11 protein-coding genes and 1 tRNA gene are annotated in these 15,192 nt (G+C 70.9%); 6 read left to right on the top strand and 6 right to left on the bottom strand.

Annotation, left to right across the window (positions count from 1 at the left end; genetic code table 11):
* Nucleotides 1-17: 17 nt before the first annotated feature.
* From ACZ6K0_RS30715 to ACZ6K0_RS30700, 4 genes are read left to right on the top strand one after another with little or no spacing between them, the layout of a single operon-like run.
* Complete coding sequence (locus ACZ6K0_RS30715) at nt 18-947, top strand: branched-chain amino acid ABC transporter permease (RefSeq protein ID WP_376395160.1); 930 nt, start codon at nt 18-20, stop codon at nt 945-947.
* 5 nt (nt 948-952) lie between these two features.
* Entirely contained in the window at nt 953-2,785 is a 1,833-nt protein-coding gene (locus ACZ6K0_RS30710; RefSeq protein ID WP_469228229.1) for a branched-chain amino acid ABC transporter permease, read from the top strand.
* 3 nt (nt 2,786-2,788) lie between these two features.
* The gene (locus ACZ6K0_RS30705; protein WP_469228231.1) at nt 2,789-3,838 is read left to right on the top strand and encodes an ABC transporter ATP-binding protein; all 1,050 of its coding nucleotides are present in this window, start codon (nt 2,789-2,791) and stop codon (nt 3,836-3,838) included.
* A complete protein-coding gene (locus tag ACZ6K0_RS30700; RefSeq protein ID WP_024757294.1) occupies nt 3,835-4,551 on the top strand; it encodes an ABC transporter ATP-binding protein in 717 nt (238 codons plus the stop codon). Before ACZ6K0_RS30705 ends, ACZ6K0_RS30700 begins: the two co-directional genes overlap by 4 nt.
* An 86-nt stretch (nt 4,552-4,637) precedes the next feature.
* Here ACZ6K0_RS30700 and ACZ6K0_RS30695 read toward each other — a convergent pair whose 3' ends face one another.
* A complete protein-coding gene (locus ACZ6K0_RS30695; RefSeq protein ID WP_376395169.1) occupies nt 4,638-5,294 on the bottom strand; it encodes an ANTAR domain-containing response regulator in 657 nt (218 codons plus the stop codon).
* Nucleotides 5,295-5,410: 116 nt separating this feature from the next.
* On the opposite strand from ACZ6K0_RS30695, the gene ACZ6K0_RS30690 reads away from it, so the two are divergent.
* Nucleotides 5,411-5,483: transfer RNA gene (locus tag ACZ6K0_RS30690), tRNA-Leu, on the top strand.
* Between the two features lie 65 nt (nt 5,484-5,548).
* Here ACZ6K0_RS30690 and pyk read toward each other — a convergent pair.
* Together pyk and ACZ6K0_RS30680 are read right to left on the bottom strand one after the other, a co-directional pair.
* Entirely contained in the window at nt 5,549-6,976 is a 1,428-nt protein-coding gene (gene pyk, locus ACZ6K0_RS30685; protein WP_376395172.1) for a pyruvate kinase, read from the bottom strand.
* A 146-nt stretch (nt 6,977-7,122) separates the two neighbouring features.
* Nucleotides 7,123-7,809 carry an SIMPL domain-containing protein gene (locus ACZ6K0_RS30680; RefSeq protein WP_376395175.1) on the bottom strand — a complete coding sequence of 229 codons (687 nt, stop codon included), beginning with the start codon at nt 7,807-7,809 and terminating at the stop codon, nt 7,123-7,125.
* Between the two features lie 162 nt (nt 7,810-7,971).
* Between ACZ6K0_RS30680 and ACZ6K0_RS30675 the strand changes: the two genes are divergently transcribed.
* On the top strand, nt 7,972-9,768 hold the full coding sequence (locus ACZ6K0_RS30675; RefSeq protein WP_376395178.1) for a bifunctional metallophosphatase/5'-nucleotidase: 1,797 nt from the start codon (nt 7,972-7,974) through the stop codon (nt 9,766-9,768).
* A 19-nt stretch (nt 9,769-9,787) separates the two neighbouring features.
* Here the strand turns inward: ACZ6K0_RS30675 and ACZ6K0_RS30670 are convergent, their stop codons facing one another.
* From ACZ6K0_RS30670 to pepN, 3 genes are all read right to left on the bottom strand, one after another.
* Nucleotides 9,788-11,203: a lysine N(6)-hydroxylase/L-ornithine N(5)-oxygenase family protein gene (locus tag ACZ6K0_RS30670; RefSeq protein WP_376395181.1), complete on the bottom strand. Its 1,416-nt coding sequence runs from the start codon at nt 11,201-11,203 to the stop codon at nt 9,788-9,790.
* Entirely contained in the window at nt 11,200-12,576 is a 1,377-nt protein-coding gene (locus ACZ6K0_RS30665; RefSeq protein ID WP_469228234.1) for a pyridoxal phosphate-dependent decarboxylase family protein, read from the bottom strand. The genes ACZ6K0_RS30670 and ACZ6K0_RS30665 overlap by 4 nt, the downstream gene beginning before the upstream one ends.
* Nucleotides 12,577-12,700: 124 nt before the next feature.
* Entirely contained in the window at nt 12,701-15,187 is a 2,487-nt protein-coding gene (gene pepN / locus ACZ6K0_RS30660) for an aminopeptidase N (RefSeq protein WP_469228236.1), read from the bottom strand.
* Between the last annotated feature and the right edge of the window lie 5 nt (nt 15,188-15,192).

The following is a 15,192-nucleotide window of genomic DNA, read 5'->3' as shown; positions in this document are numbered from 1 at the left end:
TCTCGGAGGACAATGCGGTGAACGAACTGCCGCAGCAGCTGGTCAACGGCCTGCTACTGGGATCCATGTACGGGCTCGTCGCCGTCGGCTACACGATGGTCTACGGCATCGTCCAGCTCATCAACTTCGCCCATGGCGAGATCTTCATGACCGGCGGCTTCGGGGCGCTCACGGTCTGGCTCATCCTGCCCGGCGGCACCAGCATGTGGGTCGCGCTGCCCGTCATGATCATCGGTGCCGTACTCGTCGCGACGACCATAGCCGTGGGGGCGGAACGGTTCGCCTACCGCCCGCTGCGCGGTGGCCCCCGCCTCGCCCCCCTCATCACGGCCATCGGTCTCTCGCTCGCCCTGCAGTACGCGGTGTGGGTGTGGTACCCCGAGGCGAAGTCCGCCCGGACCTTCCCGCAGATCCCCGGCGGCCCGATCGAGCTCGGCCCGGTCACCATCCAGACCGGCGACGTCTTCCTCCTGATCGCCGCCCCGATCTGCATGGCCGTCCTCGCCTTCTTCGTCATGCGCACCCGCGTCGGCCGCGGCATGCAGGCCACGGCGCAGGACCCGGACACCGCGAAGCTCATGGGCGTCAACACCGACCGGATCATCGTGATCGCGTTCGCCCTCGGCGCCGCCATGGCCGCGGTCGGAGCCGTCGCCTACGGCCTCAAGTACGGCGTCGTCGACTACAAGATGGGCTTCCTCCTCGGACTCAAGGCCTTCACGGCCGCCGTCCTCGGCGGTATCGGCAACATCTACGGAGCCATGATCGGCGGAGTCGTCCTCGGTGTCGCCGAGACCATGGCGACGGCGTACATCAGCCACATCCCCGGTATGGAGCAGCTCGGCGGCCAGTCCTGGGCCGACGTCTGGGCCTTCGTACTCCTCATCGTCGTACTCCTCGCCCGGCCACAAGGCCTCCTCGGCGAGCGCGTCGCGGACAGGGCGTGAGCACCATGACCACCATCTCCGAGAACACGACGGCGGCCACGACCCCCAAGTCGACCGAGCCGACCGGCCTCATCGGCTTCGTGCCGGCCCGGATCGCCCGCGCCCTCGTCCTGGGCGGTGGCGTCCTCACGGTCGCCGCCTGCTTCCTCTCCTGGACCTGGACGCCCACCTTCCCGGGTGACCTCACGTACTACGGCTCCCCCGCCGGCCTGCAGCTCCAGGTCCTGGTCCTGGGCGTGCTCACCACCCTCTTCGCCCTCTCGTCGTACGGCGTCAAGGGCACCCGCTGGCTGACCCCGGCCGGCGCCGACGCGGCCGTCAAGGTCGCCGCGCTCGCCGCCTTCGGCACCGCCTGGTTCACGGTCTGCGCGATCAGCATCCAGCTCGGCGGCCCGGTCAACCTGGAGCCCGGCGGCGCGGTCGTCGCGCTCGCCACCCTGATCACCCTCCTCGGCGCCCTCGCCCTCCCCTTCGAGCGGCCGCAGGTGCTGCCCGTGGACCCGGAGGACACCGGCTGGGACCAGTTCAAGCACCGGGCCGGCAACGGCTGGACCGCCTTCAAGGGCGCCTTCGCCGCCACGGGCCCCGCCCGCAAGCTGCCCCCGATGCACTCCTCCGTCGAGATCCTGATCATCACGGGCATCCTCGCCGTGGCGCTCGGCGTCTTCACCTACGGTGTCGGCACCGAGTACGACGAGCTGTTCCTCGGCTTCCTGATCACGGCGGGCCTCGGCTTCGCCGCCATCAACAAGTCGGGCCTCATGCAGCAGGCCACGCAGCTCACCAAGAAGCACCAGAACCTCACCATCGCGGGCGCGTTCACCGCGGCGGCGCTCTTCCCCTTCACCCAGACCGACGACCAGTACGCGACGCTCGGCGTCTACATCCTGATCTTCGCCACGGTCGCCCTGGGTCTGAACATCGTCGTCGGCCTCGCCGGTCTCCTCGACCTCGGGTACGTCGCCTTCCTCGGCGTCGGCGCCTACGCGGCCGCCCTCGTCTCGGGCGCCCCGACCTCCCCGTTCGGCGTGCACTTCCCCTTCTGGGCCGCCATCCTGGTCGGCGCCGGAGCCTCCCTGGTCTTCGGTGTCCTGATCGGTGCCCCGACCCTGCGGCTGCGCGGCGACTACCTCGCCATCGTCACGCTCGGCTTCGGTGAGATCTTCCGCATCGCGGTGATGAACACCGACGGCACCTCCGGTCCCGACATCACCAACGGCTCCAACGGCATCGCGTCCATCCCGAACCTCAGCATGTTCGGGTTCGACTTCGGCGCCGAGCACTCGATCGCCGGCTTCACCATCGGCCGCTTCGCGAACTACTTCTTCCTGATGCTGCTGATCATGGCGGTCGTCGTGATGGTGTTCCGCCGCAGTGGCGACTCCCGGATCGGCCGCGCCTGGGTCGCCATCCGCGAGGACGAGACCGCCGCGCTCGCCATGGGCATCAACGGCTTCCGGGTCAAGCTCATCGCCTTCGCGCTCGGTGCCTCGCTCGCCGGTCTCGCCGGTACGGTGCAGGCTCACGTCACCTACACGGTGACGCCGGAGCAGTACCTCTTCGCCGGGCCCATCCCGCCCAACTCCGCCTTCCTGCTCGCCGCCGTCGTCCTCGGCGGCATGGGCACCATGAGCGGTCCCCTGGTCGGCGCCTCGCTGCTCTTCCTCATCCCCAACAAGCTCCAGTTCATGGGCGAGTACCAGCTCTTCGCCTTCGGCGTCGCGCTGATCCTGCTCATGCGCTTCCGCCCGGAGGGCATGATCGCCAACCGGCGCAACCAGCTGGAGTTCCACGAGAACGACGAGACGCCCGCCACGCTCACCAAGGCAGGTGCGTGAACCATGACGACCACCACCAAGACCGCCGACGCCACCACCGCGCCGGCCGCCGGCGAGACCGTTCTCGACGCGCGCGGGGTCACCATGCGCTTCGGCGGCCTCACCGCCGTCCGCGATGTGAACCTGACCGTCAACAGCGGCGAGATCGTCGGTCTCATCGGCCCCAACGGCGCCGGCAAGACCACCTTCTTCAACTGCCTCACCGGTCTCTACGTCCCCACCGAGGGTGAGGTCCGGTACAAGGGCACGGTCCTGCCGCCCACGTCGTACAAGGTCACCGACGCCGGCATCGCCCGCACCTTCCAGAACATCCGCCTCTTCCACAACATGACCGTCCTGGAGAACGTCCTCGTCGGACGTCACACCCGGATGAAGCAGGGCCTCTGGTCCGCGCTGCTCCGCCTCCCCTCCTTCAAGAAGGCCGAAGCGGAGGCCACCCAGCGGGCCATGGAGCTCCTGGAGTTCATCGGCCTCCAGGACAAGGCGCAGCACCTCGCCAAGAACCTCCCGTACGGCGAGCAGCGCAAGCTGGAGATCGCCCGCGCCCTCGCGAGCGACCCCGGCCTGATCCTGCTCGACGAGCCCACCGCCGGCATGAACCCGCAGGAGACGCGGGCGGCGGAGGAACTCATCTTCGCCATCCGGGACATGGGCATCGCCGTGCTCGTCATCGAGCACGACATGCGGTTCATCTTCAACCTCTGCGACCGGGTCGCCGTGCTCGTCCAGGGTCAGAAGCTGATCGAGGGCGACAGCGCGACCGTCCAGGGCGACGAGCGGGTCATCGCCGCGTACCTGGGCGAGCCGGCCGCGGAGGACGCGCCGGCCGCGGCGGCCCCCGCGAAGGACGCGCCCGCCGAGGAGGCTCCGTCGGAGGACGCGCCCACCGAGGAGGACGCGCCCGCCGAGGACGCACCGTCCGAGGACACGCCCGCTGAGGACGCGCCTTCCGAGGACGCCTCTTCCGAGGACGCCCCGGAGGCCGCCGACGCCCCGGAGGCCTCGGAGGACACCCCGCACGACCCTGCTTCGGGCAAGGAGAACGACGCATGACCGCACTGCTCGAAGTCGAGGACCTGCGCGTCGCCTACGGAAAGATCGAGGCCGTCAAGGGCATCTCCTTCTCCGTCGACGCCGGTGAGGTCGTCACCCTCATCGGCACCAACGGCGCCGGGAAGACCACCACCCTGCGGACCCTCTCCGGGCTCCTGAAGCCGGTCGGCGGCCAGATCAAGTTCGAGGGCAAGTCCCTCCGCAAGATCCCCGCGCACAAGATCGTCTCGCTGGGTCTGGCCCACTCCCCCGAGGGCCGGCACATCTTCCCCCGGATGACGATCGAGGAGAACCTCCTCCTCGGCGCCTTCCTCCGGAAGGACACCGCGGGCATCGCCAAGGACGTCCAGCGCGCCTACGACCTCTTCCCGATCCTGGGCGAGCGTCGCAAGCAGGCGGCCGGCACGCTCTCCGGCGGCGAGCAGCAGATGCTCGCCATGGGCCGGGCGCTGATGTCCCAGCCGAAGCTGCTCATGCTCGACGAGCCCTCCATGGGTCTCTCCCCGATCATGATGCAGAAGATCATGGCGACCATCGCCGAGCTGAAGGCCCAGGGCACCACCATCCTGCTCGTCGAGCAGAACGCCCAGGCCGCGCTCGCCCTGGCGGACCACGGTCACGTCATGGAGATCGGCAAGGTCGTGCTCTCGGGCACGGGCCAGAACCTGCTCCACGACGAGTCCGTCCGCAAGGCGTACCTCGGCGAGGACTGACCCCCGCCGGTCCGCACCAAGGACAGAAGGCCCGCCCCACAAGGTCGTGGGGCGGGCCTTCTCCGTTCCGGAGTGCGGCGGGGCGGCTACTGCTGGCCCTTGGCCGCCTTCTTCTCCTCGGCGTCCTCGATGACCGCCTCGGCGACCTGCTGCATCGACATGCGCCGGTCCATGGAGGTCTTCTGGATCCAGCGGAACGCGGCCGGCTCCGTCAGCCCGTACTGGGTCTGGAGGATCGACTTGGCGCGGTCCACCAGCTTGCGGGTCTCCAGGCGGAGGGAGAGGTCGGCGACCTCCTTCTCCAGGGCGCGCAGCTCGGCGAAGCGGGAGACGGCCATCTCGATGGCCGGCACCACGTCGCTCTTGCTGAACGGCTTGACCAGGTACGCCATGGCGCCGGCGTCCCGGGCCCGCTCGACGAGGTCGCGCTGCGAGAAGGCGGTCAGCATGAGGACCGGGGCGATGGACTCGCCCGCGATCTTCTCGGCGGCCGAGATGCCGTCGAGGACGGGCATCTTGACGTCGAGGATGACGAGGTCGGGGCGGTGCTCGCGGGCGAGCTCGACGGCCGTGGCGCCGTCTCCGGCCTCACCGACGACCTCGTAGCCCTCCTCCTCCAGCATCTCTTTGAGGTCGAGGCGGATGAGCGCCTCGTCCTCGGCGATGACGACGCGGGTCGTCAGCGGCGGGACGTGCGACGGCTCGGCGTCGTCGGCGGGCTGGGGCGACTCGGGGGCGGTCACGCGGGCTCCTCGTTCCATGGCCTCGTTTCGGAGGCGGATACAGCTCCCCATGAGCCTACCTACCTCCTGTAAGGTAGGGGCACGGCGGGTGATCACCGACCTTCGTTTCGAAGGATGCCCCGGTAGCCCAGCGGTAGAGGCAGTGGTCTCAAACACCATACAGCGTGGGTTCGAATCCCACCCGGGGCACTTTACCTTTGATTCCAAGGATCGAGACGAGCACCGCCCGCTCCGCCGGACGGCCTACGGACGGTTCACGTCAGGGGCTCGCCGATGTGGTGCACCCGGACCAGGTTCGTCGAGCCGGCGACACCCGGCGGGGAACCGGCCGTGATGACCACGGTGTCGCCCTTCTTGCAGCGCCCGATCCGCAGCAGCTCCTCGTCGACCTGGGCCACCATCGCGTCCGTCGAGTCGACGTGCGGGCCGAGGAAGGTCTCGACGCCCCAGGTGAGGTTGAGCTGCGAGCGCGTCGCCGGGTCCGGCGTGAAGGCGAGCAGCGGGATCGGCGAGCGGTAGCGGGAGAGCCGCTTGACCGTGTCGCCGGACTGGGTGAACGCGACGAGGAACTTGGCCCCGAGGAAGTCACCCATCTCCGCGGCGGCCCGGGCCACGGCGCCGCCCTGGGTGCGGGGCTTGTTGCGCTCGGTCAGCGGGGGCAGCCCCTTGGCGAGGACGTCCTCCTCCGCGGCCTCGACGATCCGGCTCATGGTGCGGACCGTCTCGATCGGGTAGCGGCCGACGCTGGTCTCGCCGGAGAGCATGACGGCGTCGGTGCCGTCGATGACCGCGTTCGCCACGTCGCTCGCCTCGGCGCGCGTGGGGCGGGAGTTGTCGATCATCGAGTCGAGCATCTGGGTGGCGACGATGACCGGCTTGGCGTTCCGCTTGGCCAGCTTGACCGCCCGCTTCTGGACGATCGGCACCTGCTCCAGGGGCATCTCGACGCCCAGGTCGCCGCGGGCGACCATGATGCCGTCGAAGGCGGCGACGATCTCCTCGATGTTCTCGACGGCCTGCGGCTTCTCGATCTTGGCGATGACGGGCAGCCGGCGGCCCTCCTCGTCCATGATCCGGTGGACGTCCACGATGTCCTGGGCGCTGCGGACGAAGGAGAGCGCGATGACGTCGGCGCCGATGCGCAGGGCCCAGCGGAGGTCCTCGATGTCCTTCTCGGACAGGGCGGGTACGGAGACTGCGACGCCGGGCAGGTTGAGGCCCTTGTGGTCGGAGACCATGCCGCCCTCGATGACCAGGGTGTTCACCCGGGGGCCTTCGACGGAGGTGACCTCCAGGGTGACGCGGCCGTCGTCGACGAGGATGCGCTCGCCGGCGGTCACGTCCGCGGCGAGACCGGAGTAGGTCGTCCCGCAGCAGTGGCGGTCGCCCTCCATCGGCTCGACGGTGATGGTGAACTCGTCGCCGCGTTCAAGGAGTACGGGACCTTCGCGGAAGCGGCCGAGACGGATCTTCGGACCTTGAAGGTCGGCGAGGACACCGACGCTGCGGCCGGTCTCGTCGGAGGCTTTGCGTACGCGCTGGTAGCGCTCCTCGTGCTCGACGTACGAGCCGTGACTGAGGTTGAAGCGGGCCACGTCCATTCCGGCCTCGATCAACGCCTTGATCTGGTCGTATGTTTCGGTGGCGGGCCCAAGGGTACAAACGATTTTCGCTCGGCGCATGAGGCGAGCCTAGGCCTTACCCATCAGTAGGAAATTGGCTGGGCATGACTACTCAACAACCTTTCCGTGAAAGGTTGTTGACAAGTATTGAATCTGTGCACCGGGGTGCTCCGATGAGCGATTTTCGCGCCCCCGCGCCCCCTGTCTCAGAGTGCGGGCGGCACCATCGTGAAGCGCGCGACGACCTCCGCCGTGACCGTCTGCCGCTGCGGTTCGAGGTCCAGCGGAGGCGCCTCGCCGGCCCGCTCCGTCGCGAAGCCCGCCGGCGCCGCGGCGAAGACCGGCGGCAGTTGCGACATCCCCGGCCCCGCGAGACCGGCGTCCGAGAGTTCGAGGAGTGAGGCGAGCGAGGTGCCGAGCGCCTCCGCGTACGCCCGCGCCCGCTGCACGGCCTCCGTCACCGCGAGCCGCCGCGCCTCCGCGTACGCCGGGGAGTCCGGCCGCAGCTCCCACCACGGACCGTCGACGCCCGTCATGTCCAGATCGGCGAGGCGGGTCACCAGCTCCCCCAGGACCGTGAAGTCGGTCAGCTCGGCCGTCATCCGCACCCGGCCCACGAAGGCGTGCACCCGCTCGCCGCGACCGCGCCTGCCGAGCTCCGGCGAGATCGAGAACCGGCCCGTCTCCAGCTTCTCGACCGTCTCCCCCTGCGCCTTGACGAGGTCGAGCACCTGCGCGTTCCGCCGGGTCAGCTCCGCGAGCGTCGCCGACCGGTCCGTACCCCGCGCGGAGACCGTCACCCAGATCCGGGCGAACTCGGGATCGACCTCCAGCCGGCCCTCGCCACGCACCGTCACCTGCGGGGCTCCCGGGGTCGCGTGTTCCTGCGTCACGTCCTGACTCCTCCATGTTCGGTAACGATCGTCCACCGAACACTTTCCCACTCCGTAACCCGAAAGGGCTGTTGCCGACGTGCCGCCTGAGCCAGAATCTACGCGCGTTGTGCGTGCCTGACCGCGCGCCTGAACCAACGCCACTGAACCAAGGAGAAGCACATGCCGTTGAACCGCCGGACGTTCCTGGAGAGCTCCGTGGCCGTCGGGGCCGGAGCCGCCCTCGCCACGGGGATCGCCGCTCCCGCCGAGGCCCACGACCGCCGCCCCAAGCCGGCCAGGCGGTACTCGTTCACGGTGATGGGGACGACCGACCTGCACGGCAACGTCTTCAACTGGGACTACTTCACGGACAAGGAGTTCGACGACAAGGCGCACAACGACATCGGCCTTGCCAAGATCTCCACCCTCGTCGACCAGGTCCGCGCGGCGAAGGGCCGCCGCAACACCCTCCTCATCGACGCGGGCGACACCATCCAGGGCACCCAGCTGTCCTACTACTACGCCAAGGTCGACCCGATCACCGCCCGCCGCGGCCCCGTCCACCCGATGGCCCAGGCGATGAACGCCATCGGCTACGACGCCGCCGCCCTCGGCAACCACGAGTTCAACTACGGCATCCCGGTGCTCCGGAAGTTCGAGGAGCAGTGCGACTTCCCGCTCCTCGGCGCCAACGCCCTCGACGCGAAGACCCTGCGCCCGGCCTTCGCGCCGTACAGCATGCACCGGATGCGCACCCCGCACGGCAAGGACGTCAAGGTCGCGATACTCGGCCTGACCAACCCGGGCATCGCCATCTGGGACAAGGCGAACGTCCAGGGCAAGATGGTCTTCCCCGGCCTGGAGGAGCAGGCCGCGAAGTGGGTGCCGAAGCTGCGCTCGATGGGCGCGGACGTCGTCGTCGTCTCGGCGCACTCCGGCTCCAGCGGCACCTCCTCGTACGGTGACCAGCTCCCCCACATCGAGAACGCGGCCGGGCTCGTCGCCGAGCAGGTGCCGGGCATCGACGCGATCCTCGTCGGCCACGCGCACACCGAGATCCCCGAGTACCGGGTGAAGAACAAGGAGACCGGCAAGGACGTCGTCCTGTCCGAGCCGCTCAAGTGGGGCCAGCGCCTCACCCTCTTCGACTTCGACCTGGTGTGGGAGAAGGGCCGCTGGGTCGTCGAGAAGGTCGGCGCGCAGGTCCTCAACTCCAACACGGTGGCGGAGGACCCGCAGATCACCGGGCTGCTCGCGGACGAGCACGAGAAGGTCGTCGCGTACGTCAACCAGGTCATCGGCACCTCCACGGCGGCCATGACCACGGCCGACGCGCCGTGGAAGGACGAGCCGATCATCGACCTGATCAACGTGGTCCAGGCCGAGACGGTGAAGGCGGCCCTCGCGGGCGGCGCGCACGCGGCCCTCCCGGTCCTCTCCCAGGCCTCCTGCTTCTCCCGTACGGCCCGGATCCCGGCCGGTCAGATCAGCATCAAGGACGCCGCCGGCCTGTACCCCTTCGAGAACACCCTGGAGGCCCGACTGATGACGGGCGCCCAGCTGAAGGAGTACCTGGAGTACTCGGCGAAGTACTACGTCCAGACGGCGGCGGGGGCGCCGGTGGACACCGCGCTGCTGACCAACGCGGGCGGGACGCCGGACTACAACTACGACGCCGTGTCGGGTCTGACGTACGAGATCGACATCGCCAAGGCGGCCGGCTCGCGGATCGTGAACCTGTCCTTCGAGGGCAAGCCGCTCGACCCGGCGGCGCAGTTCGTCCTGGCGGTCAACAACTACCGGGCGAGCGGCGGCGGCGCGTTCCCGCACGTCGCGAACGCCCAGCAGCTGTGGGCGAACTCGGACGAGATCCGCAACACCATCATCCAGTGGGTGAAGGCGAAGGGGACGGTCGACCCGGGTCTGTTCGCTTCGGTGGACTGGAAGCTGACCCGGGACGGCGTGCCGGTCTTCTAGTACCGCGGTCTTCCCCGCGTCAGTGTTGTACGAGAGGCGTCAGCTTCCGGTCCTGGGCCGGGATGCTCGGCGCCTCTCGCGTCTCCAGGCCGAAGCTGGTGAAGGCGGTGCGGCGCGGCAGCGGGTAGGGGTCCTTGCCGGTGACCGTGTTGAGGATGGTCGCGCTGCGCCAGGCGGCGAGGCCGAGGTCGGGGGCGCCGACGCCGTGGGTGTGCTTCTCGGCGTTCTGGACGTAGACGGAGCCGGTGACGGAGGGGTCGAGGACCAGCCGGTACCGCTCGTCGATCCGGGCGCGGCCGGCCGCGTCGTGACGCAGGTACGGGTCGAGTCCGGCGAGCATCCGGTCGACGGGGCGCTCTCGGTAGCCGGTCGCGAGGACGACGGCGTCGGTGGTGAGCCGGGAGCGGGTGCCCTGCTGGAGGTGTTCCAGGTGCAGTTCGACCTGGGTGGTGGCGACGCGGCCGGCGGTGCGGACCCGGACGCCGGGGGTGAGGACGGCGTCGGGCCAGCCGCCGTGCAGGGTGCGGCGGTAGAGCTCGTCGTGGATGGCGGCGATGGTGTCGGCGTCGATGCCCTTGTGCAGCTGCCACTGGCGGGGCACGAGTTCGCCGCGTGCGGTCTCGGGCAGGGAGTGGAAGTAGCGGGTGTAGTCGGGGGTGAAGTGTTCCAGGCCGAGCTTGGAGTACTCCATGGGGGCGAAGGCCTCGGTACGGGCCAGCCAGTGGATCCTCTCGGCTCCTGCGGGGCGGGCCCGGAGGAGGTCGAGGAAGATCTCGGCGCCGGACTGGCCGGAGCCGATGACGGTGACGTGGCCGGCGGCGAGGAGCGTCTCGCGGTGGGCGAGGTAGTCGGCGGAGTGGATCACGGGGACGCCGGGGGCCTCGGCGAGCGGCCGGAGCGGCTCGGGGACGTACGGCTCGGTGCCGACGCCGAGGACGACGTTCCGGGTGTAGGCGCGGCCGAGGGCCTCGGCCTCGCCGTCCGGGTCGATCTGGGTGAAGTCGACCTCGAAGAGGCGGCGCTCGGGGTTCCAGCGGACCGAGTCGACCTGGTGGCCGAAGTGGAGGCCGGGGAGCCGCTCGCTGACCCAGCGGCAGTACGCGTCGTACTCGGCGCGCTGGATGTGGAACTTCTCGGCGAAGTAGAAGGGGAAGAGGCGCTCGCGGCTCTTCAGGTAGTTGAGGAAGGTCCAGGGGCTCGCGGGGTCCGCGAGGGTCACCAGGTCGGCGAGGAAGGGGACCTGGAGGGTGGCGCCCTCGATGAGGAGGCCGGGGTGCCAGTGGAAGGCGGGCCGCTGCTCGTAGAAGGTGGCGGCGAGGCCGCCGGGGATGCCGTGCGCGAGGGCGGCGAGCGAGAGGTTGAACGGGCCGATGCCGACACCCACCAGGTCGTGGGGCCGGTCGAGGTCGTCGTCCTTGGGGGTGCTGCCGGTCATCGGTGCGTGCTGCCTTCCACGAGGGTGATGAGCTGGGCCAGGTCGCCGGGGGTGGCGTGGGGGTTGAGCAGGGTGGCCTTGAGCCAGAGGCGGCCGTCAGCCTCGGCGCGGCCGAGGACCGCGCGGCCCTCGGCGAGGAGGGTGCGGCGGATCGCGGCGACGGTCTCGTCGCCGGCCCCGGCGGGCCGGAAGAGGACGGTGGTGAGGGTGGGCCGGGCGCGCAGGTCGAGGCCGGGGGTCTTCTCCACGAGGTCGGCGAGGTCCTGGGCGAGCTCCATGCAGGCGTCGACGAGGGCGGCGAGGCCGGAGCGGCCGAGGGCGCGGAGGGTGACGGCCGTCTTGAGGACGTCGGGGCGGCGGGTGGTGCGCAGGGAGCGGCCGAGGAGGTCGGGGAGGCCGGCCTCGGTGTCGTCGTCGGCGTTGAGGTAGTCGGCGGTGTGGCCGAGGACGGCGAGGTCGGCGGCGTCGCGTACGGCGAGGAGCCCGGCGGCGGCGGGCTGCCAGCCGAGTTTGTGCAGGTCGACGGTGACGGTACGGGCCCGGTCGAGGCCGTCCAGGAGCCGGCGGTGGGTGGGGCTGAGGAGGACGGGGCCTCCGTAGGCGGCGTCGACGTGGAGTTCGGCGCCGTGGGCGGCGGCGACGTCGGCGAGCTCCGGCAGGGGGTCGATCAGGCCCTCGTCGGTGGTGCCGGCGGTGGCGACGACGAGGACGGGGCCGTTCGTCGTGGTCAGGGCCTGGGCCAGGGCGGCCGGTTCGAGGATGCCGTGCGGGGTGGGGACGGTGACCGGGGCGGGGAGGCCGAGGAGCCAGGCGGCGCGGTGGAAGGAGTGGTGGGCGTTGGCGCCGACGACGGTCCGTACGGAACCGCGGCGCTCCCTCGCGAGGAGCAGGGCGAGCTGGTTGGACTCGGTGCCGCCGGTGGTGACGAGGGCGTCGGGGGCTCCCGCCGCGGGGAAGACCTCGGCAGCGAGGGCCGCCGTGACCTCGACCTCCAGGGCGGAGGCGGCGGGCGCCTGGTCCCAGGAGTCCATGGACGGGTTGAGCGCGGAGGCCGCGAGGTCGGCGGCGGCGGCGAGCGCGAGGGGCGGGGTGTGGAGGTGGGCGGCGCACAGGGGGTGCGCGGGGTCGGCGGCGCCGGCGGCGAGCGCGGTGACGAGGGCGCGGAGGGCCTCGTGGGCGCCGGTGCCGGTCTCGGGGAGTACGGCTCCGAGGGCTCGCGCCCTGGCCGTGACGGCCTGGGGCCCGCCGGCCGGGAGGGGGCCGCCCCGCTCCTCCGCACCGGCGCGGAGCGCGTCGAGGACGGTGTCCAGGAGGGGGCGGAGGGCCTCGGCGCCGGGGGTTCCTCCGGCGAGGGGTGGGGGTGCGGCACGCATGGACGACAGGGTGCCGGGGGTTGTCGGGGTTTGTCCGGGGAGTCGTCCCTTGTGACCCGAACGGGGGACACGGGACTGGACGGGCGGCGCGGGTCGTCGTCGCCGACCCGCGCCGCCCCTGCCGTCAGGCCTCGCGGACCGCCAGGGCGCGGCGGAGGTCGTCGAGCTGGTCGACGAGCTTGCGGCGGAGGGCCGGGATCATCGTGTCGGTGGCCAGGTGGGTCTCGCCCAACGCCAGGGAGTCGGCGTCGATCGCGTACGACGGGAAGGCGTAGCGGCCCGCCGCCTCGGCCATCGCCGCGCCGCGCCGGTCGCCGAGCGCGGCGGCGGCGGCGTAGAAGCGGGGCACGTAGTCCCGTACGAGCTCGGCCTGTTCGGGCTGCCAGAAGCCGCGGGCGGTGGCGGTGAAGAGGTAGTTGGACAGGTCGTCCGTGTCGAAGAGGGCCGACCAGGCGGCCGCCTTCGCCGCCGGGTCCGGGAGGGCGGCCCGGCAGAGGGCGGCGCCCTCCCGGCCGGTGGCGCTCGGGTCGCGCTCCAGCTCGGCGGCGATCACCGTCTCGTCGGTGGCGCCGAGGACGGCGAGGCGGGCGAGGATCCGCCAGCGCAGCTCGGGGTCGAGCTCGGGGCCGCCGTGGACGGTGCCCTCCTCCAGCCAGGAGGCGATCTTCTCGGGGGTGCCGGCGCTGTCGACGAAGGTGCGCACGGCCGTGAGGCGCAGGCCCGGGGCCTCGCCGTCCTCGGTGCGGCGCAGCAGCGCGCGGGCGATCTCGACGATCGCGGCGAGGGCGGCGGGGCGCTCGTCCTCGGTGACGTACCGGTCGGCGATCTGGGTGCGGGCGAAGCCCAGGACGCCCTGGACGAGGGAGAGTTCGGTCTCCTGCGGAAGGTGCGTGCGGGCGGCCTCCAGGTAGGCGGCCGGGGCCAGCTCGCCGTCACGGACCATGTCGCGCAGGCTGTTCCAGACGACGGCGCGGGTGACCGGGTCCGGGATGGCGGAGAGCGACCGCAGGACCGTCGCCCCGGAGGCCTCGTCGAAGCGGACCTTGGCGTAGGTGAGGTCCCCTTCGTTGAGGACGACGAGCGCCGGGCGCGGACCGGTCAGGTCGAGCGGTGCCTCCTGCGGGACGTCGATCTCGCGCCGCTCCCGCAGGACCAGGGCGTCCAGGGCGTCCCGGTCGTACACGCCGACGTCGACGCGGTGCGGGCGGCTGCCCTCGCGGTCGACGGTGAGCCGCCAACGGGCGGCCTCGCCGTCGAGGCGCGGGGTGAGCGTGTCGACGCCCGTGGTGCGCAGCCACTGCTCGGCCCAGCCGTGGACGTCGCGGTCGGTGGCGGCGGCGAGGTTGTCGATGAAGTCGGCGAGGGTCGCGTTGCCGAACTTGTGGCGCTTGAAGTGGATGTTGATGCCGGCGAGGAAGTCCTTCTCGCCGAGCCAGGCGACGAGCTGGCGGAGCGCGGAGGCGCCCTTGGCGTAGGAGATGCCGTCGAAGTTGAGGAGCGCGGAGGCGGTGTCGGGGACGGCCTCCGGGTCCGGGGCGACGGGGTGGGTGGAGGGCCGCTGGTCGGCCTCGTACCCCCAGGCCTTCCTGGTGACGCCGAAGTCGACCCAGGTGTCGGGGAAGAGGTCGGCGCAGGCTTCGTTGACGGTCTGGAAGCCCATGTACTCGGCGAAGGACTCGTTCAGCCAGATGTCGTCCCACCAGCGCAGGGTGACGAGGTCGCCGAACCACATGTGGGCCATCTCGTGGGCGATGACCATGGCGCGGGTCTGCCGCTCGGTGACGGTGACGGCGGAGCGGAAGACGAACTCGTCGCGGAAGGTGACGAGTCCGGGGTTCTCCATCGCGCCCGCGTTGAACTCGGGGACGAAGGCCTGGTCGTACGAGTCGAAGGGGTACGGCTCGTCGAACTTCTGGTGGTACCGGTCGTAGCAGGCCTTGGTGACGGCGAGGATCTCGTCGGCGTCGGCGTCGAGGTGGGGGGCGAGGGAGCGGCGGCAGTGGATGCCGAAGGGGAGCCCGGCGTGCTCGGTGCGGATCGAGTGCCAGGGGCCGGCGGCGACGCAGACGAAGTAGGTGGAGAGCAGCGGGGTGGCGGCGGCCTTCCAGCTGCCGTCGGCCTGCTGCTCGGTGATGCCGTTGGCGAGGACGGTCCAGCCCTCGGGGGCGGTGACGGTCAGCTCGAAGACGGCCTTCAGGTCGGGCTGGTCGAAGGCGGCGAAGACGCGCTGGACGTCCTCCATGAAGAGCTGCGTGTAGACGTACGACTCGCCGTCGGTGGGGTCCGTGAAGCGGTGCATGCCCTCGCCCGTGCGGGAGTACCGCATGGTCGTGGTGACGCTCAGCTCGTGCTCGCCCTCGGTGAGGCGGAGCGGGAGCCGGTTGCCGGTGAGGGCGGCGGGGTCGAGGGCCTCTCCGTCGAGGGTGGCGGAGTGGAGGGTCTCGGGCTTGAGCTCGACGAAGGTGTCCCCGGCTGTGCGGGCGGTGAACCGGACGGTGCTGGTGGACTCGAAGGTCTCGGCGCCGGTGGTGAGGTCGAGGTCCACGAGGTAGTGGTGGACGTCGAGGAGCTGGGCACGGGTCTGCGCTTCGTCGCGCGTCAGTACGGACATGGGCC

This window comes from Streptomyces sp. NPDC042346 (assembly GCF_055581845.1).
This window is presented reverse-complemented; position numbering and strand designations above follow the sequence as displayed.